This is a genomic window from Salimicrobium album (assembly GCF_900107115.1).
Taxonomy (GTDB): domain Bacteria; phylum Bacillota; class Bacilli; order Bacillales; family Halobacillaceae; genus Salimicrobium; species Salimicrobium album.
Genome location: NZ_FNOS01000002.1, coordinates 119,222 through 137,197, shown reverse-complemented (window position 1 = coordinate 137,197; position 17,976 = coordinate 119,222). Strand labels below are relative to the sequence as shown.

At 43.3% G+C, this 17,976-nt stretch carries 21 protein-coding genes and 2 tRNA genes; 5 read left to right on the top strand and 18 right to left on the bottom strand.

Annotation, left to right across the window (positions count from 1 at the left end):
* Positions 1 to 105: 105 nt before the first annotated feature.
* The 7 genes from recT to BLU03_RS04115 form a co-directional block, all read right to left on the bottom strand.
* A complete protein-coding gene (recT, locus tag BLU03_RS04145) occupies positions 106 to 993 on the bottom strand; it encodes a recombination protein RecT (protein ID WP_093105800.1) in 888 nt (295 codons plus the stop codon).
* Positions 993 to 1,943 (bottom strand): YqaJ viral recombinase family nuclease, encoded by a 951-nt coding sequence (locus BLU03_RS04140; RefSeq protein WP_093105798.1) that lies wholly within the window; start codon positions 1,941 to 1,943, stop codon positions 993 to 995. Before BLU03_RS04140 ends, recT begins: the two co-directional genes overlap by 1 nt.
* A gap of 78 nt (positions 1,944 to 2,021) precedes the next feature.
* A complete protein-coding gene (locus BLU03_RS04135; protein WP_093105795.1) occupies positions 2,022 to 2,225 on the bottom strand; it encodes a hypothetical protein in 204 nt (67 codons plus the stop codon).
* A 285-nt stretch (positions 2,226 to 2,510) separates the two neighbouring features.
* Positions 2,511 to 2,801 carry a YqaH family protein gene (locus BLU03_RS04130; RefSeq protein WP_093105793.1) on the bottom strand — a complete coding sequence of 97 codons (291 nt, stop codon included), beginning with the start codon at positions 2,799 to 2,801 and terminating at the stop codon, positions 2,511 to 2,513.
* Complete coding sequence (locus tag BLU03_RS04125; RefSeq protein WP_093105790.1) at positions 2,798 to 3,316, bottom strand: helix-turn-helix transcriptional regulator; 519 nt, start codon at positions 3,314 to 3,316, stop codon at positions 2,798 to 2,800. Before BLU03_RS04125 ends, BLU03_RS04130 begins: the two co-directional genes overlap by 4 nt.
* Before the next feature lie 74 nt (positions 3,317 to 3,390).
* On the bottom strand, positions 3,391 to 3,588 hold the full coding sequence (locus BLU03_RS04120; RefSeq protein ID WP_093105788.1) for a helix-turn-helix domain-containing protein: 198 nt from the start codon (positions 3,586 to 3,588) through the stop codon (positions 3,391 to 3,393).
* Between the two features lie 13 nt (positions 3,589 to 3,601).
* The gene (locus tag BLU03_RS04115) at positions 3,602 to 3,856 is read right to left on the bottom strand and encodes a helix-turn-helix transcriptional regulator (protein ID WP_176765397.1); all 255 of its coding nucleotides are present in this window, start codon (positions 3,854 to 3,856) and stop codon (positions 3,602 to 3,604) included.
* Between the two features lie 140 nt (positions 3,857 to 3,996).
* Here BLU03_RS04115 and BLU03_RS04110 point away from each other — a divergent pair, with 140 nt between their 5' ends.
* The 5 genes from BLU03_RS04110 (at position 3,997) to BLU03_RS04090 (ending at position 8,785) form a co-directional block, all read left to right on the top strand.
* The gene (locus BLU03_RS04110) at positions 3,997 to 4,404 is read left to right on the top strand and encodes a helix-turn-helix domain-containing protein (RefSeq protein WP_093105783.1); all 408 of its coding nucleotides are present in this window, start codon (positions 3,997 to 3,999) and stop codon (positions 4,402 to 4,404) included.
* Positions 4,405 to 4,511: 107 nt separating this feature from the next.
* Positions 4,512 to 5,648 carry an SHOCT domain-containing protein gene (locus BLU03_RS04105; protein WP_093105780.1) on the top strand — a complete coding sequence of 379 codons (1,137 nt, stop codon included), beginning with the start codon at positions 4,512 to 4,514 and terminating at the stop codon, positions 5,646 to 5,648.
* Between the two features lie 14 nt (positions 5,649 to 5,662).
* Positions 5,663 to 6,928 (top strand): thermonuclease family protein, encoded by a 1,266-nt coding sequence (locus BLU03_RS04100; protein WP_093105778.1) that lies wholly within the window; start codon positions 5,663 to 5,665, stop codon positions 6,926 to 6,928.
* A gap of 88 nt (positions 6,929 to 7,016) precedes the next feature.
* Entirely contained in the window at positions 7,017 to 7,481 is a 465-nt protein-coding gene (locus BLU03_RS04095; RefSeq protein WP_093105774.1) for an ImmA/IrrE family metallo-endopeptidase, read from the top strand.
* Between the two features lie 131 nt (positions 7,482 to 7,612).
* Positions 7,613 to 8,785, top strand: a complete 1,173-nt coding sequence (locus BLU03_RS04090) for a tyrosine-type recombinase/integrase (RefSeq protein ID WP_093105771.1) — start codon at positions 7,613 to 7,615, stop codon at positions 8,783 to 8,785.
* Between the two features lie 119 nt (positions 8,786 to 8,904).
* Here the strand turns inward: BLU03_RS04090 and BLU03_RS04085 are convergent.
* The 11 genes from BLU03_RS04085 to sdhA form a co-directional block, all read right to left on the bottom strand.
* Positions 8,905 to 8,978, bottom strand: a tRNA-Arg gene (locus tag BLU03_RS04085).
* Positions 8,979 to 8,980: 2 nt separating this feature from the next.
* Positions 8,981 to 9,054 (bottom strand) — tRNA-Gly (locus tag BLU03_RS04080).
* Between the two features lie 85 nt (positions 9,055 to 9,139).
* Positions 9,140 to 9,670: a metallophosphoesterase family protein gene (locus tag BLU03_RS04075; protein WP_093105769.1), complete on the bottom strand. Its 531-nt coding sequence runs from the start codon at positions 9,668 to 9,670 to the stop codon at positions 9,140 to 9,142.
* Positions 9,671 to 9,673: 3 nt separating this feature from the next.
* On the bottom strand, positions 9,674 to 10,270 hold the full coding sequence (locus tag BLU03_RS04070) for an XTP/dITP diphosphatase (protein WP_093105766.1): 597 nt from the start codon (positions 10,268 to 10,270) through the stop codon (positions 9,674 to 9,676).
* A complete protein-coding gene (rph, locus tag BLU03_RS04065) occupies positions 10,267 to 11,031 on the bottom strand; it encodes a ribonuclease PH (RefSeq protein ID WP_076569766.1) in 765 nt (254 codons plus the stop codon). The genes BLU03_RS04070 and rph overlap by 4 nt, the downstream gene beginning before the upstream one ends.
* A gap of 109 nt (positions 11,032 to 11,140) precedes the next feature.
* Positions 11,141 to 11,956, bottom strand: coding sequence for a glutamate racemase (gene racE / locus BLU03_RS04060; protein WP_093105764.1), 816 nt, complete (start codon positions 11,954 to 11,956; stop codon positions 11,141 to 11,143).
* Between the two features lie 22 nt (positions 11,957 to 11,978).
* Positions 11,979 to 12,404, bottom strand: coding sequence for a MarR family winged helix-turn-helix transcriptional regulator (locus BLU03_RS04055; protein ID WP_245698733.1), 426 nt, complete (start codon positions 12,402 to 12,404; stop codon positions 11,979 to 11,981).
* 150 nt (positions 12,405 to 12,554) lie between these two features.
* A complete protein-coding gene (locus BLU03_RS04050; protein WP_076569762.1) occupies positions 12,555 to 13,214 on the bottom strand; it encodes a response regulator transcription factor in 660 nt (219 codons plus the stop codon).
* Positions 13,211 to 15,355 (bottom strand): ATP-binding protein, encoded by a 2,145-nt coding sequence (locus BLU03_RS04045; RefSeq protein WP_093105758.1) that lies wholly within the window; start codon positions 15,353 to 15,355, stop codon positions 13,211 to 13,213. The genes BLU03_RS04050 and BLU03_RS04045 overlap by 4 nt, the downstream gene beginning before the upstream one ends.
* 75 nt (positions 15,356 to 15,430) lie before the next feature.
* Complete coding sequence (gene sdhB, locus BLU03_RS04040) at positions 15,431 to 16,189, bottom strand: succinate dehydrogenase iron-sulfur subunit (protein WP_008588626.1); 759 nt, start codon at positions 16,187 to 16,189, stop codon at positions 15,431 to 15,433.
* 17 nt (positions 16,190 to 16,206) lie between these two features.
* Positions 16,207 to 17,955 carry a succinate dehydrogenase flavoprotein subunit gene (sdhA, locus tag BLU03_RS04035; protein ID WP_076569758.1) on the bottom strand — a complete coding sequence of 583 codons (1,749 nt, stop codon included), beginning with the start codon at positions 17,953 to 17,955 and terminating at the stop codon, positions 16,207 to 16,209.
* Positions 17,956 to 17,976: the final 21 nt, after the last annotated feature.

Below are 17,976 nucleotides of genomic sequence, written 5' to 3'. Positions count from 1 at the left end.
GGTAGGAGTGGCGGACATAACCCGCCACATACTTTTTAAAGAGTCGCCCTGGCTCATGACTATCTTTACTGAGACTGATAAAGGCATGTGGAATAGCTACCTCTATCATGCTTTGTCAAACAGGCCTTCTGCTTCTTTCTGGAGATTTTCATCTACCTGCTCATTGTTCGATTGTTCTGAGCCTTCCTCTTCATCCGGTTCAGTTGCTTCTACCTGAATGTAATCCTCATTGTGAATGGAATGGGCTTCTTCGGTGACATCTTTTCGGACCGTCTCATCTTGAGCAGCGTGGTTCTGAATTTCAACGCTGATTGGAAGGTATTTGAATATCCGGCGAATGACCGTCTTTTTCGCCATTTCTTCGTAATCTGTTTTCCACGGGCCGTTACTTCCTGCTTTAGAGCGTTGTTTCACCAGGTCGATATCGTTCTTGCTGAATACTTCAAACTGATAACCCCCGTCTTTGAAATGAGCGACCGCATATACAAAGGCCATATCTTCACGATTTTCAAAAGCCGGTTTGTGCACCAGTTTTGGATGTAACCCAAGCTCGTATTCAAACTCATCATTCTCATAGACCGCATGAGCATAAATACTTTCGATGTGGCCAGAACGTCTGGCAAGGTCAATCATGCCTTTATAACCGATGATGAACTGTACGTCCGTCTCTTTCATCTTGCCGTTGTAGAACGGTACGAGGTAGCAGTGACCCATAAGACCGGGCTCCAATCCTAACTGCGCTGCCTGCATGACTGCCCCCATAAGAGACGGGATAGACGCTTCGAGCAACTTCGGATTCTGCCGGATAGTTGTGAGTGCAATGCGGCCTAAACGATCCGCGTCCATGTGCTTCGGTAACGCTCTTTCAAATTCCGGGCCCATCTTTTTGAGATAAGCCTGAATCGTGTTGGCGTTCGTGCCTCCGCCATTGTTGGATGGAGCGTTATTTTTCCGTTGAGATAGTTGGTTTTTTGCTGTGTTATTTGTAGCCATTAGTTAGCCTCCTTGATTTTTAACGGTCGGGATGTGCTTACTTTGGAATACTTTTCAAACAGTTCCGGTGCTTCTGCTTTCAGTCGTTTTGAGTCCACCGTCCGGCGCTCCTGACTTCTGTAGGTCACGACATAACGGGGGGACAAGCCTTTCTCAAACGTTTTAAGTTTTTCTTTGAGCTGATTCTCATATTTTTGCTTGCGTTCTTTCAGCTCTTTCTCTTCTTCTTTGATTTGCTCCAGCGCTTCGAGCAGTTTATCTTCCTCTTGGTCGAGTTCCGTTTCACTTTCCGGATCTGACTCTGGGTACATGCTTTTTAACAAAGCTGCAGATGCGTCCGATCCATCCATTTCCGGGGGCTCCTGTTTTAGTACGTGTTCTTCCCAGAACTCTTTTTCCAGGTCAATAAGGTTTGCAATGAGCTCTTCATCGCGCTCTATTTTTTTATAAACAAATTTATTTCCACCGATAAGTACGGCAATCCACCAAGCATCTGCGCCTGTTACAGCCATGTAGTGCTGACATTGGAGCAAGTAAGCCATCGGTGTTTCTTCCCCTGTCCATTCGTCTTTCAAGTATTCACTAGCTGTCTTGCATTCGAGCCCTTCATTCTTTCCAACGATGAGACGATCCACATTTGCGAGCATCCATTCGCGTTCTGGATGTTGAAGGACGGCATTGCGTTTGCGCACCCTCATTCCCGTCCGTTGAACAAACTCCTTTGCAACGGTATCTTCCATCACGTTCCCCCAGTAGGACGCCTCCGCATTGGAAGATTCCGAATCCACTTCTCCCACCTTTTCCATGTAGACGACTACCGGGCTTTTCCACTTGTTAAATCCGGCAATGGAAGCAGCGTCCGATCCGCCAATACCTTTTTTTCGTGACTCCAGCCACTCCTGATGTTCCATATCTGAGGTGCTTTGCATGACTTGTGCTTTAACGCCCATATTGGACCTCCTCGTGATTTCTGATATAATGTTGTTAAAGATCTTTTCTTAACGACTCACGTTGCTGCGTGAGTTTTTTTATTGGGCAACTTCTTCGGATGCCTTCAATGTCTGCAAAAGCTCCTGACTTTCAGCTGTCAGCGTTTCTTTAAGAAAATACTCGTCATCTATGACGTAGATTTCATCACCGACATAAACTTCATTGCCCAGGCCGTCTACACCGTAGACCTCTGCTTCTGGCAGACCTTCACGTTCTAACTTCTCCACCACTGGATGATTCATTTGATTTCACTCCTTCCCGTCAGCCGCAGAAACGAGGACATATGCGGTATCTCTAAGGAGTCTCCGCAGCTGAGTGATAGATGCAAGCTTACTGTCCCAAGCAGGATGGCTCCTGCCCAGGATTGCAGGCTTGCGCCCGCAGTGGTATAATCGTACTTGTAATTAGATATCATTACCCCCTCTACAGTCGCTCATCCGCCAATGAGTGGCTGTTTTTATGTGCCATAAGCCATAGCGACATAGAGAAAAACGTAAGAGAGCAACCAGCAAACAATGTGTGCTTTTTTATGATTCGCCATAATATTCACTCCCGCGCCGGATAATGAGTTCAGCGCTTACACCTTTCTGATTAAGTTCACTCAACAAATTTTCGTAATGATCGTGACGCTTCTTCCGTTCTTTCATAGCTTCCAGTTCCTGCGTCGATCGGATAAATCCTTCCGCTGCTGCAACAGCACCCTCGTAATCGTTCTGCGTGATTTCCTGCCCCATCTTCTCCAGTAAGTCCCAGGCACATCTGAATTCCTTTGTTGCTACTGTAAGGTCTTCCGGTAAAAACTGCTTGTTAATATTCATGATTTGACGTACCCCCTTGATTGCAATTTTCGCTGGTGATCGTCCCAGACCTCACTCCAGCTAATGTCATAAGACTTGCAGATCTCTGCTAGATACAGGATAGATGCATGGATGTTATCTGCAACTTCCATCGCTGCATTCTTGATATTCTCCCGTTCGTAAGACGCAATGTAATCGGGATTCATCGTGATACTGCATTGTTCCAGCGCTTCCGCTGCCTCTTGCATTTCTTCCTGGAGTTTCATGTGTATCGATGTGCGGTGTGTATCTGCCGCCGGTCCGTCGAGAGGATCAATGTGCCACCCCATGTATTCTGACACTGCATGAAGCGCAAGCATGGGATCGTTGTGCTGCTTGATGTAATGGTTCGTGAGCTCCGGCTGAATTCTTCGCTCTCCGGTCTCAAACTTGCTGATGCTTTCACGGGATAAGAACGTATCCAAGGACAATTGCTCCTGAGACTGCCCTCTCTCCGTCCGTAACTCTTTTAATTTTCTTCCGCTTTTGCTTTTCATCTTTATCTCCTCCTTAGGCTTGTACCAATTTCAGTACCTGAGCTTTCGCATTTAAGTGTTATTCTATAAACAAGCTAAATCACCTGATCATCAACCAGTTGATTCGTGCTTTGTTTCATCATCCATTCATCAATCATGTCTTTCTTGAAGAATATGCGACGGCCGATTTTCAGATAAGGTAATTCTTTACGTCGACACATGATGTAGATGGTCTCGGTGCAAACACCCAAGTATTCAGCAGTCTCCTGAGCTGTCATTGTCACTCGTTCCATTTTGATCACCTCCTTAGATAGCTTGTTCTGGGCCTTTTTCACAACTTTTTGTTGTGTTAGTGCTTAAAAAAATATTCTCAGGCCTAACCTTGAATATTTTTGCTATGGCTACAGCTAATTTCAGGCTAGGATTACGAACACCCTGTTCTATCATCCCATAGTAACTATCAGTTATCTTAATACTGTGTTTTTCCCGAAGTTCTTGTACGACTCGTTTTTGAGACCAGTTCTTTTTCTTTCTATATTGGATTAGCTTATCTCTTTTCAATTCGCCCACCTCCCAACGTTTTGTTGTATCTAGAATAACCCAACAATTTGTTGTTGTCAATAAATAATACAACATTTTATTGTTTTTATTAAAATACCCAACTATGTGTTGTATCATATAGTTAAGAAAAGGGTGATGGCATGGCTACAGTAAGCGAACGACTAAAGTTATTAAGAAAACAAAATAAATATAGTCAAAAACAAATAGGAGAGTTCTTGGGTATTTCAGAAAGTGGCTATGGATATTACGAACAAGGAAGAAACGAACCTTCCATTGATATGATAAATAAATTAGCTGACAAGTATGATGTCACCGCTGACTACCTCCTAGGTCGCTCAGATGATCCTAACCAGAACGAAGATGAAAACTTTGATCCATTGGAAGAACTCAAACAGTTTATGATAGAGAACAACATGCAGGACATGGACCTGGGCTTTTATGACATAGAGAAATGGAAACAACTTTCTCGTGAGGATATTGAGGATGTGAAGAAGCATTTCGAGTATGTATTGCATCGAGCCCAAGAGAGAAACAAGGAAAATAAGTAACACGTCGAAAGACGTGTATTTATTTTATATACAGTTGGTGGAATATGTATGATTTAGATGAAAAAAGAAGGAGTTAAGTTATCTTGATAAAGGATAGGTGATGAGTTATGCAAAACGTTGATCATGTTAAAGAGCAATTAAAACCCTTGGGCAAAATAAACCTCGTAATGATCTCCGATTCCGTAAAACAGTTAGCTATTTTACTTGAGGAGGATGAACAACTTCTGTCTTCATGTATATCACAAAAAAATGAACTTTTGACCCTAACGGATTCACGTTTAATTACAACAAAGCAAACAGTATTTAAGGGCGATGTTTATGATATTTATGAGAATTCAACTATTAAAAATGTAATTACAAATAAAAAAGCCTCCTATTTACTTCTAACGTTTTCATATGAGGATTCAGAAGTTTCTTTCAAGCTCAACAATGATAAAAAGACGAGTCACTTCTTAGAAACGTTTCCGAAGTACATTGAAGGGGAGGCTATTGAGCCTCAAAATTCAAATACTACCATGTCAAGGTCAAAACCTATTGAAACCACTGAAGAGAAAAATGAAAAGTCGAGCGTATTGCACAAAGTGAAAAATTCTTGGAAAAAAGCTTCAGAGGAGGCGGAAAGTAAAGGAGCAGAGAAAAAAGAAATAAAAAAAGAGAAAAAAGAAATAAGACAAAAAGAAATTGAGTATTGGTATGGTACTAATCCCACTTTTAATGAAAAAACAGCAGTTGATTTAAATACCGCCTCTTTTCAATATGCAAAAAGCTCTCTTCTCTACAAGGAAGAAACGGTACTTTATGCTATACCCGCAGAACACAACAAAACTAAGAAACGAAAAGGAATTCTAATTGCTACTAGCAATCGTTTACTATTCATAATGGCTGGTAGTACCGAACAATCTGTAGATCAATTCGAATATGAAAAAATGGAAGGAATTTATATTAGAACTGAAAAATTTACTACAAGTGATGTATATATTGTTTATAATTCTTCCGAAAAAAATTTTGAGAAAATCACTAACGGTAGAGAATTAGATTATTTCATCTCTATTGTAAAAGATAAAATTAACGATACATCAAGGAAAACACCTAAACCTCAGTCCAACAACCACCTCCCTTCTACTCCTATGACTTACACCGAGAACAAGTATACACAGCTAGAAAAATTAGGAGAACTCAAAGAAAAAGGTGTTCTTACAGACAAAGAATTCCAAATGGAAAAAGAAAAAATACTTAATAATTAAAGGGAGGAAAAATAATGGTCGATTTTTTATTCTTTATATTGTCAGTTCTATTTATTGGAGCTATTATTGCGTTGTTTAGAGGCCACTTATTTTTATTCAAATTGATACCCATACCAAATAGAAAAGTAGCAACTTTTTTATTAATAGGAACCTCAATATTTATTAGTATATTACCTCTTGAAGATGAAAGTGTAAATACAGCGACACAAGATGAACAATTAACTGAAGAGAAATCTAGTTCCGATGATACAAACACAAGTAAGAATTCTGACAATAATTCTTCTAATAAAGAACCCTCAGATTCAAAAGACTCTGGCGAAGAAAGCACCTCGAGTAATGAAGAGAAAGAAAACGAAAATAACTCTTCTACTAAAAAATCCATAGATTCGAAAGAAAACGAGGATAAAGAAAATGAGGAAAAGAACAATTCTTCACAGGAAAAGTCCTCAGATTCCAATAAAGCCGCTCAAGATAGTAGTTCAAGTAGTAAAGATAAACAACAAGAAGAAAATAATAGTATAAATGAAAGCGCTAAAGAAACTTCTGAATCTTCTTCACCTTCCAAAGATAAAAGTTCCGAAGTAAGTTCAGATCCCAACAAGCAAAAAGCTACTGTCACGAGAGTAGTAGATGGAGATACTTTAGAAGTCTCTATTGATGGGAAACAAGATTCAGTAAGACTTCTTTTAGTTGATACTCCGGAAACTAAACACCCAACTAAACCTGTTCAAGATTATGGACCAGAAGCTTCAGCATTTGCTAAAAAAATACTTTCTGGAAAAGAAGTTACTTTAGAGTTCGATGGTCCTAAAAGAGGCACCTACGATCGTTTACTTGCTTACGTGTCAGTAGATGGTGAATCTTTTAATAAAATGCTTCTACGCCAAGGTTACGCAAGGTACGCTTACGTGTACGACCCCCCCTACACTCATGCTGAAGAGCTGAAAGCAGCTGAATCACAAGCTAGAAGTGAAAACCTACGCATATGGAGCAAAGAAAACTATGTAACCGATGAAGGTTTTGTAATGGAACAAGAAGAACCAGAACCTGCCCCTGAACCAGAGCCTGAACCAGAGCCTGAACCTGAGCAACCTGAATCAAATAACTCTAATTCAGGAACTGGCAACTTACCTTACGATCCATCTGGGCCAGATAGGGATTGTGGAGACTTTAGCTCCCAAGCTATAGCACAAGCTTTCTTTGAAGCAGCTGGTGGTCCCGCTTCTGACCCTCATAGATTAGACGGTGAAGGTGACGGCCTTGTTTGTGAAAGTTTATAATTTTAAATATTTGTAAAAAGGCGTGCATTTGCACGCTTTTTGTTTTACACTTAACACGAACATACGTTCTAACATGGAGGTACATAATATGAATTACACTACAACTCACTTAGAAGATGCAGTAGATAAACTGCTGAATAATCTCGAAATTATCCATCCCTCCCAATTAGATATCTTCATCATTGCTCCTCGCTTAGGGATAGATCTCATTTTTTCTGATACCGGAACTCACTTCGAAGGGACCACAATGTATTTGAATATTAATCTACCACCTGCTGAGCTATGGTTCGCCTTCGCTCACGAACTATGTCATATACAAAGACACGCTGGCAACCAACTATTTTTACCGATGGATTTTATAGCACTTCAAGAGGCCCAGGCAGAAAATTTCGCCCTTCACTTTTGTATGCCTACTTACTTAATGAAAAAGATACGCCTGCCTAATGATATTCCAGCAGCTAAAAAAGTGGTAGCCAGTATATTCAATGTTCCGGTGAGTGCAGCTGAAAAGAGGCTAATCCAGATCGATAATCGGGTGAAGGGGTTCTCATAGATAGACCGGTACAATTAAAGATAATTTTAATGAATTTTGGTATTCAATTATTACAAATGACTTATAATCTCACATTTTGTACCGTCACACCCTTTTTTATTATCCAAAGTTACTATAAGGAGGAATGAACTATGGGATATATCGAAAAACGCGGGAAAAACTCATTCAGACTCAATGTAGTTACAGGATACAATGACAAAGGCAAAGCAGTTATGGAGCGAATATCTGTAAAAGCTAAGAATGCTACGGAAGCCAAAAGGAAGCTGGTCTCGTTTGAAGCTGAGGTACTGGCTGGAGATTACACAAAACCCGATCATACCAGGCTCAGTGATTTCTACCATCAATGGTTACAGTTGCATGCGAATAGAAACTTGAGCGAGCGAACAAAAAATGAATACGTAGGAATTATACATGATAAAATTTTACCGAGATTCGGTCACATGAAAATTACAGATATCAAACCTATCCACTGCGTTACTTTCATCACTGAGCTCCAAGAGCCACAGACACGTCAAAATGGAAGAGAAGATACCTTATCAGCCTCTACTATTCGGAATAATTTCAAGGCCCTCAACAGCCTCCTGAAGACCGCAAAGGAGTTGGGCGTTATCAAAGATAACCCAGCTGAAAACGTAAAACTTCCTAAAGTACAGCGAAAAAGCAAAACTAACTATAATACAGAAGTGGTAGAGACACTTGTGAAAGCAATAGAATTAGAGTCATACGAAAAACAAGTGATGTTTTGGGTTACATTTGTCTGCGGATGTCGTGAAGGCGAATTGGTAGGACTAGAAGAGAAACATATTCTTGAGGAGGAATGTGCTATTCGATTTGAACAATCCGTCTCCCAGTTGAAAGGTGGAACATTCCAAATCAAAGAAATCAAGAATGGAGTCGAAGGTGTTGTTGCTATCCCTAAGGGACTGATGGATATGATTAAAAAACTTAAACACGAAAAGAAACGGGCTTATCTACAAATAAGAGATACCTGGTGGGATCCGCAAAGAGTTTTCTTGTTTTCAAATGAAACCGGAAAACCCTACCGCCCTGATTCTATTAGCCAGTGGTGGGCTAGATTCAGAAAAAAGAATAATATCGAGGGAGTTCGCTTCCACGATCTCCGTCACTTCTCCGTGACTTATTTGATTCAGCAAAACGTCCAACCTAAAGTTATCAGCAGTCGGGTCCGACATAAAAAAATCGGGACAACGATGGATATTTACGGCCATCATATCCAGGAAGCAGATACCGTTGCAGCTGAACATTTCGATGTCTTTTTTGGGAAAGAAAACACTTATAAATAAAATCCTCTCCCATTTCTCTCCCACTACCCCTTTTTGAGGGGAAATCTTATATACATTAAGTAGTAACGAAAAACGCTGCATCCCTTGTATGGTAAGGAATACAGCGTTTTTTTAGTTAGTGTCCCAGGCAGGATTCGAACCTGCGACCCACAGCTTAGAAGGCTGTTGCTCTATCCAGCTGAGCTACTGGGACAATGGAGCGGGTGAGGAGAATCGAACTCCCATCATCAGCTTGGAAGGCTGAGGTTTTACCACTAAACTACACCCGCGTTTATGAAATTGTTATATGTATTGCGACGACATGAAAAAGTATACTTGTTTCACAGTAAAAAGTCAATGGTAGCAGGAAAAAAATTAATTCCTGCTACTCAAGTCAAATTGCACTTCTAAATCTTCCAGTTTATTCCCGTCCATATGATAATACGTAACCGTCATTTCTTTCGAGCCGTCTTCCCACTCAATAATCGCATACGTCGGTTCACTACGGTCTCTCGGCAGCCGGGAACTTCCCGGATTCATGATCAGTTTGTCTCCCACCTTCTCCGCACCTATCGTATGAGAATGTCCGAAACAGGCAACATCGGCCCCTGCTTCCTCGGCTCTGTAATATATAGGCATCAGAGACTGTTTCACCTGAAGCAGATGCCCGTGAGCGACGAGAAACCGGACTCCTTTGACGTCTACAATCTGTTCATTTTCCATATCCTCTTCGAAGTCACAATTTCCTTTTGCGTAATGAAAACCTTCAAGCTCCGAAGCATCCGTCGCAAGTTCGGAATCTCCACAGTGGATAAAAGCATCCACTTCCTGTGAGTGGCGATCCTTCACTTCCTGCAGTTCTTCGGTGAGTCCGTGACTGTCGCTGATTATTAAAGCTTTCGGCATGAATTAGTCCCCTTTCTCCTTCAGCCACTCTTCAATTTTCAAAAGAGCATGGTGACGGTGACTTATGTTGTTCTTCTCTTCGGCAGTCAGCTGGGCCATCGTTTTCTTGTACCCCTCCGGTATGAAAATAGGATCGTAGCCGAAACCGTGTTCACCTCTCGGTTGAAGAGCAATAGCCCCTTCACACGTACCACGTTTCGTGAAAGATTCTTCTCCGGGTACTGCTACTGCAATGACACAGACAAAACGCGCCGTCCTGTCTTTGACCGTCGTCTCTCCAAGTTCTTTCAGCAGCTTTTCGGAGTTCTTCTTATCATTTTTATCCTCTCCGGCGTACCTCGCAGAGTAGATGCCCGGTCTGCCATCCAGAATATCGACCTGAAGACCCGAATCATCGGCGATGACCGGTACATTCCATCGCTCGGAAATCGTTTCCGCTTTTAAAAGGGCATTCTCTTCGAATGTTTTTCCGGTTTCTTCCACGTCTATCTGTTCTTCGAAGTCCTTCAGCGATTTCACCGAAATTTCATATTCGGAAAACATCTGCTCAAACTCTTTTACTTTCCCCTGGTTGGATGTAGCTATAATCACTTCTTTCACTGTCCGTCCTCCTCCCTTTCTTTGTAGTTTTCGATAGCACTCGCCCACGTGCCGATGGCTTCTTTCTGACGAAGCATCAGTTCCGATACGGCTTCTGAAGCCAACTCAAGCATCGTAGTCAGCTGTTTCATGGAAAACGTAGCTTCCTCGCCCGTCCCCTGAATTTCAACAAACTCTCCATCACCTGTCATAACAACGTTCATATCAACTTCAGCATTGCTGTCTTCCTCATAACAGAGATCTACGATTTCTTCGCCGTCCAGTACGCCTACAGATATCGCCGCCAAATAGTCCTGTACAGGCAATTCCTTGATTTTCCCTTTTTCCAGAAGCGTTCCCAACGCGTGTACAACAGCAATGTATGCACCGGTAATGGACGCGGTTCTCGTGCCGCCATCCGCCTGAATGACATCACAGTCCACCCATATCGTTCTTTCCCCGATCGCTCCCAAATCAATCACCGAACGCAGGGATCTTCCTATCAGTCTTTGGATTTCCATCGTCCGGCCGGATACCTTCCCTTTCGAAGATTCACGTATGTTACGGGTTTGTGTAGCGCGGGGAAGCATCGCGTACTCGGCGGTAATCCATCCCTTACCCTGACCTCTCAGGAACGGGGGTACTCTGTCTTCGATGCTTGCATTACAGATCACTTTCGTATCACCGAATTCAATAAGTACGGAACCTTCCGGATGTTTGATATAGTCCGTTTCTATTTTAATAGCTCGTAAGTCTTTGACTTTCCTTTCATCTGCACGCATAAAAATTCCTCCTCGGGTTACCGTTATTTCCTGCCAATCATAACACAAAAGGGACAGCTTCTCATTCAAACAAAGAGCCACTTTGAAAGTGGCCCACCAATTATTATGTTCAATAAACGGAAACCGGGTCAAGTTCAATCACTTCAAATGTATCAAGCGGTCCTTCAAACCATTCCGTTGCGATCATTTTGAACTTTTCGAAATCCCCTGTCGTGTAAAACCGGTACGATGGTTCCTGTTCACTCTGCACCAAAAGATCATTATAAGAGAGAATGAGGCTGGCTTCACGAGCCGTCTCTTCTCCGGAGCTGATTACTTTTACGGCTCCTCCTATTTCCTGCTGGATCACCCCTTTAATCAAAGGATAATGGGTGCAGCCGAGTATGAGAGTGTCGATACCATTTTTGTTTTTCAAAGGCTGAAGTTCCGTCCGGACGATAGCATGGGCTTCATATCCTGCCAGCACGCCGCGTTCGACCAGGGGCACCAGGGCGGGACAGGCCTGACTGTTCACCCGGATGGAAGCATCGATCGCTTTCAGGGCCTGCGGGTAGGATTCACTGTTGATCGTTCCTTCCGTTCCGATGACTCCGATTCTTTTATTCTCACTCGTCGAAATAGCTGCTCTGGCGCCCGGCTCAATTACACCAAGCACCGGAATGGAGAGCTTTTCCCGAAGTTCCTCCAGCGTAAAAGCAGTAGCCGTATTACAGGCGACTACGAGCATTTTGATTTCATATCTTTTCAGATGTTCCACCATTTCCCATGTGAACGTACGGACTTCCTCTGCCGGTCGCGGGCCGTATGGACAGCGTTTCGTATCACCTATGTAATAGATGGACTCCTTAGGCAACTGTCTCATAAGCTCTTTTACTACCGTCATTCCACCGACTCCCGAGTCGATAACTCCAATTGGTCGATCCATGCTGATCCCTCTTCTTTTCACTTTAATTTGTCAATTTACTCATTTTTTCATATACATGCTTCATAAGGGTGCGAAACTCCTTCAGTTCTTCTTCATCCACTTCATGAAACAAATCTTTGAGATAGGCTCTTCGTTTATCAATCACTTCCCGTATGACTTTCTCACCTTCCGGCAATATGTACACACGTACCACTCTTCGGTCGGTTTCATCTTTTTTTCGTTCTACGACCCCGAGCTTTTCCAGACGATCGATCATATCAGTTGTAGTACTGTGGGCCAGATGCATTTTACTGGATATAGTTCCGATAGTAATCCCCATCTCATCCGAAACCCACTGAAGCGCCACGAACTGAGGAGGAGTTATTTCGTAATTTTCCAGAATTTCTCTACCCTTATCTTTTACGCCTCCCGCTACGTAACGCAAATAAAATTCCATATCTTCTATCATTTGATCGGACACGTGGGTTCCTCCTGACAAAATCAAAAGTCTATGTTATCTATTCTCTAAGGTTCCTGTGAAAATATCAAGACAAAAGGTATCATCCCCCCTGCCCAAATAGTAAAAACACCGGCAGTCTCCACGGGAAATGCGAACGGATTATTTTGCTTTGGAGATCAGCCCGAGTTCCTGAGCTTTATAAAGCGCCTCCGTACGGGAACGCACGTCCAGCTTGTTGAAAATTCCCGTAAGTGTATATTCCACACTCCTCTGAGACATGTGAAGGTTTTGCGCAATAGTTTTATTCGTGAACCCGTTGGATACTTCTTTTAAAATCGACTGTTCCTTCTCATTAAGGAAAAGGGCTTCTTCTTCTTTCGTTCTGTTTATGCGTACCGGCGACACGCTCGCCTCCGTACGGCGCAGCTGTCTGAACAGATGAAGAGGAATCACTACCTCATCCCTCATAGCGCATCTTATAGCCGTCAGCAGTTGTTCCTGCGAAGCCGTTTTACTGACGAACCCTTCCACTTCCGCTTCTACGAGCATATTAAAATGTGTACTCAGGTCGAACCCTGTATAGATGATGGCAGTTACATCGGGCCGTTTCTGTTTTACACGTTTCGATAATTCAATACCGTTCATCCCCGGCATATATAAATCAAGCAGCAGAACGTCGTAATCATTGTTTAAAACGAGATTCTCGACTTCCCCGGGGTTTTCCACTACGTCCACATTCATTTCACTGTTCTGTTCGATCATGGCTTTCGTTCCCATCCCTACTGCAGGATGATCATCGACGATCAAAACGTTCGTCATTCTTTACACTCCTTCTCTTTCAGCGGAAAACCAACTTCCATTCTGAAACCTTCGTATTCAGCTGTATTGATGTGAAGAGATCCTCTGAGTCCATTCACCCGATGTTCTATACCGGATAGTCCTATGTGAGTGAAGGCATTCCATTCGTATTTATTTTCCATCCCCACCCCATCATCTTCATAACGCAACGTAACCTCTTCTTCATTTCCGGCTAAATAAAGATGTACATGCTTCGCTTCACTGTGCTTCACAGCATTCGCCAGCAGCTCCTGTACGATACGATATGTAGTAAGGATCATCTCCTGATCGAGTTCGGAATGAAAATCTTCTGCACAAAAATAAACGGTGAAATTCGAACGCAACTGATATTGCTGAATGAGACTGTCCAGAGACTGTATGAGCCCGATTTCTTTCAAAAAGGTCGGCCGTAGTTCACTGCACGTCTCCCTGGTCAGATGTATACTGTCGAGCAATTGTTCTTTATATACGGAAAGCTCGGTGCGCAAAGTAAGCGGCAGTTCCTCCCTGTTTGTATGTAGTTCATCCATACGACGATACAGGTATAGCAATTCCTGCAACACGGTATCATGAATATCGATGGACAGCTGTTCCCGCTGATCCTCGGCTATTTGAAAAAGGAGCCTCGACAGCCAGGCCGGGTACTGGTCGGTATTCTTACTCTTCACTTTCTGCAGCTGCTTCATCAATTCTTCGATGTGACTCATGTTTTCAATGGCTATATTCGCGTTCATGGAAATGATTTGAAGATATTTCCTTTCTTCCCGGTTAAGAGAAGTGAAATCCTGTTTCCCCGTACTATAGATGACGGTTACTTTGTTAAGGGACTCAGCTATTACGAAACCGAATCCTCTCCTCGTCTCCACTATTTCTCCTACTGTAAGTTTTCTATTATGCATGCTGTTTTTCAGATGCCGGAGCAGGTTTTCAGGAATCGGCTCATTCACACAGAACATGCCGTCTTTCGTGTGATAGGAGTATGCGTTGGTATAAGTTAATTTCAGCGTTTTCGTAATCTCATGGCACACTTCATTCATCAAGTCACCTACGCTGTATTGATCTTTGAAATTCTTCATCAGCTTATGCAGACTTTCCTGAAAATTACCTCTGTCGGAAAACAGTCCGCTCTGCATCCGGAAGTCCATAACCTCTGCAAACGTCATAATAAGTGTAAGCACCACTACTCCTGCGAACAAAAGCTGCAGAAAGGGTTCAAGGGAAAACGTCCAGTCTACAATCAGATTTGCCATAATAGCTATAAGAAAACTCGGCAGCAGAGAAAGAAAAGCGTGATGCCTCAACCTGCGGATAATAAAGTTAATATCGATCAACTTCTGTTTCGATAATAAGTAAAGAAACGTTATCGGGAGCGCTATAAGGAAAAACACAGCTATTTCGATTCCGATTATCGGTACACCTGTAAATAATTTAGGAACGAGATAAAAAATCAGGTAGGGTGCGAACGAAAGAGACACCCCGAAACTTATGTACTTGAAGAAAGACCGGTAGGATGAAGTCCGAAGTCGGAAAGCTCCTCTGCAGACTACGATAAAGATGAATATATAAAAAGTCAGAAGTACGAAATACTGGATCTGGTCTATCCAGAAAGGAGACTCTCTGCTCAAAAACCGGTAAACATCCATCATAAGCGATCCGGAAAGCACCACGTAACCTGTCTGGTAAATCCTTTTAGTGAAAAAATAAACTTTTATCTCTGCAAAGTACCTGTACAGAAAATGTATGAATATAACCGGGGCACTGATAAATGCCGAGGAGTTCACCAACGTACTGAAAGCGAGTCCCTGTACTGCTCCGCCTGCGCTGACGTAACCAAGCGCCAGTGTCAGAAGAAAAGCTATCAACAGCCGTATGGAAAAAGTATCGGCGATACGGCGATGAATGAATGCACTGATCATTACTGTAGTCACGAAATACAGTGATGGAATGATTACAAAGAAAAAGACATAGTAATAAGACGAAGGCACAGCCGAATAAAGAATGAGCTTCGCCCCTGTCCTTTCTTCAGGTAGAGTATACAATTCCCCGGAAATAGAGGAAACCATCAACGTGACACCAAGCAAAAGCACAAGACCCAATATATAATACATCCACCGTTTACACACACCGACCCCTCCCTTCCAGTATCTTAATAAAATAGAAAGGCTGTGTCCACTTCGGACACAGCCTCCAGTAAAAAATTATTTATCGCTTCCGAAAAAGCTTTTGAACGATTCGACTGCCGTGTCACGATAAAGGGCAGCCAGTGACGTAGTCAAAGGAATTCCCTTAGGACAAACCTCTACGCAGTTCTGCGCGTTCCCGCAGCCCATGATACCTTCTTCATCCATAATGGACTGGAGACGCTCACTCTTGTGCATCTCCCCGGTAGGATGGGAATTGAACAGGCGAACCTGAGATAGAGCAGCAGGACCGATGAAATCGGACTTACTGTTCACGTTCGGGCAGGCTTCCAGGCATACACCGCAACTCATACACTTGGAAAGTTCATACGCCCACTGACGTTTTGTTTCGGCAATCCGCGGTCCCGGGCCAAGATCGTATGTTCCGTCAATAGGTACCCATGCTTTGACTTTCTTCAGAGAGTCGAACATGCGGCTACGATCGACGGCAAGGTCACGGGTGACCGGGAATGTATTCATAGGTTCGAGATGGATAGGCTGTTCCAGCTGATCTACGAGTGCCGTACAGGACTGTCTCGGCTCTCCGTTGATAATCATGGAACAGGCACCACATACTTCTTCCAGACAACCCATTTCCCAGAATATCGGAGTAGTAGCTTCTCCGTCTGCATTAACAGGGTTTCTTCTGATTTCCATCAACCCTGAGATGACGTTCATATTTTGACGGTATGGGACGACAAATGTTTCTTTGTACGGTTCACTTTCAGGTTCATCCTGTCTTGTGACGACAAATGTAATATTCTTCTCTTCACTCACGATGAAGGACCTCCTTATTAACTCTTGGAATAATCGCGCTTACGCGGTTCGATTAATGACGTGTCCACCTCTTCATAGCTGATGATCGGCTCGTTGTTTTCCTTATCATATGTTGCGATTGTAGTCTTGAGGAAATCTTCGTCGTTACGGTCCGGAAATTCAGGTTTGAAGTGCGCACCGCGGCTTTCGTTTCGGTTATAAGCTCCAAGGGTGATCACTCTTGCCAGTTGCAGCATATTATCAAGCTGACGGGTGAACATGGCTCCCTGGTTACTCCAACGGGACGTATCGTTGATATTGATACGTTTATAACGTTCCATCAGTTCTTTGATCTTTTCGTCCGTTTTCAGAAGGTTTTCGTTGTCCCGGACCACAGTCACGTAGTCTGTCATCCATTCCCCGAGTTCTTTATGAATCTGGTAGGCGTTCTCATCTCCATCCATTTTCATAATTTCCTCGAAACGATCCTGCTCTGTCTGAAGGTGTTTATCGAACACTTCTCTATCCATATCTTCCACATGTTCATCAAGACCTTCGGAATATCTTACTGCACTCGGACCGGCTACCATTCCTCCATAAATGGAAGATAGCAGAGAGTTGGCGCCAAGACGGTTTCCGCCGTGCTGCGTAAAATCACATTCTCCGGCTGCGAAAATACCGGGGATGTTCGTCATCTGGTTGATGTCTACCCACATTCCGCCCATGGAATAGTGTACAGCAGGGAATATTTTCATCGGTACTTTACGAGGATCCTCACCGACGAATTTTTCGTAAATCTCGATAATCCCGCCAAGTTTAACATCAAGCTCTTTGGCATCTTTATGAGAAAGATCCAGATAAACCATGTTTTCTCCGTTTATACCGAGTTTCTGATTTACACAGACGTCGAATATTTCACGGGTCGCGATATCACGTGGTACGAGGTTCCCGTAAGCAGGATACTTCTCTTCGAGGAAGTACCATGGTTCCCCGTCTTTGTATGTCCATACGCGGCCGCCTTCCCCGCGTGCCGACTCACTCATAAGACGAAGTTTGTCATCGCCCGGAATAGCAGTAGGGTGGATCTGGATGAACTCACCATTTGCGTATTTAACTCCCTGCTGGTATAAAGCACCGGCAGCAGATCCGGTATTGATGATAGAGTTCGTGGATTTTCCGAAAATAATCCCCGGTCCCCCGGTTGCCAGGATCATTGCATCAGCAGGAAAGTCTCTGATTTCATGGCTGTGGATGTCCTGAGCGACTGCTCCACGGCTTATTCCTTTGTCGTCAATGATAGCCGAGAGGAATTCCCAACCTTCGTATTTTGTAACAAGACCGTTCACTTCATGTCTGCGAACCTGCTCATCAAGTGCATAAAGCAATTGCTGACCGGTCGTAGCTCCTGCATACGCTGTACGGTGATGCTGTGTACCTCCGAAACGGCGGAAATCCAACAGCCCTTCAGGTGTACGGTTGAACATTACCCCCATACGATCAAGCAGGTGAATGATTCCGGGCGCGGCATCACACATCGCTTTAACAGGCGGCTGGTTAGCAAGAAAGTCTCCGCCGTACACCGTGTCATCGAAGTGTTTCCATGGAGAATCCCCTTCCCCTTTCGTATCCACTGCTCCGTTGATGCCACCCTGGGCACAGACGGAGTGGGAACGTTTCACGGGTACAAGTGACAACAAATCTACGTGTACTCCTTCTTCTGCTGCTTTGATTGTCGCCATCAGACCGGCCAGGCCTCCCCCGATGATGACTATGTTTTTATTCGACATTATTTATGTTCACTCCCTTAA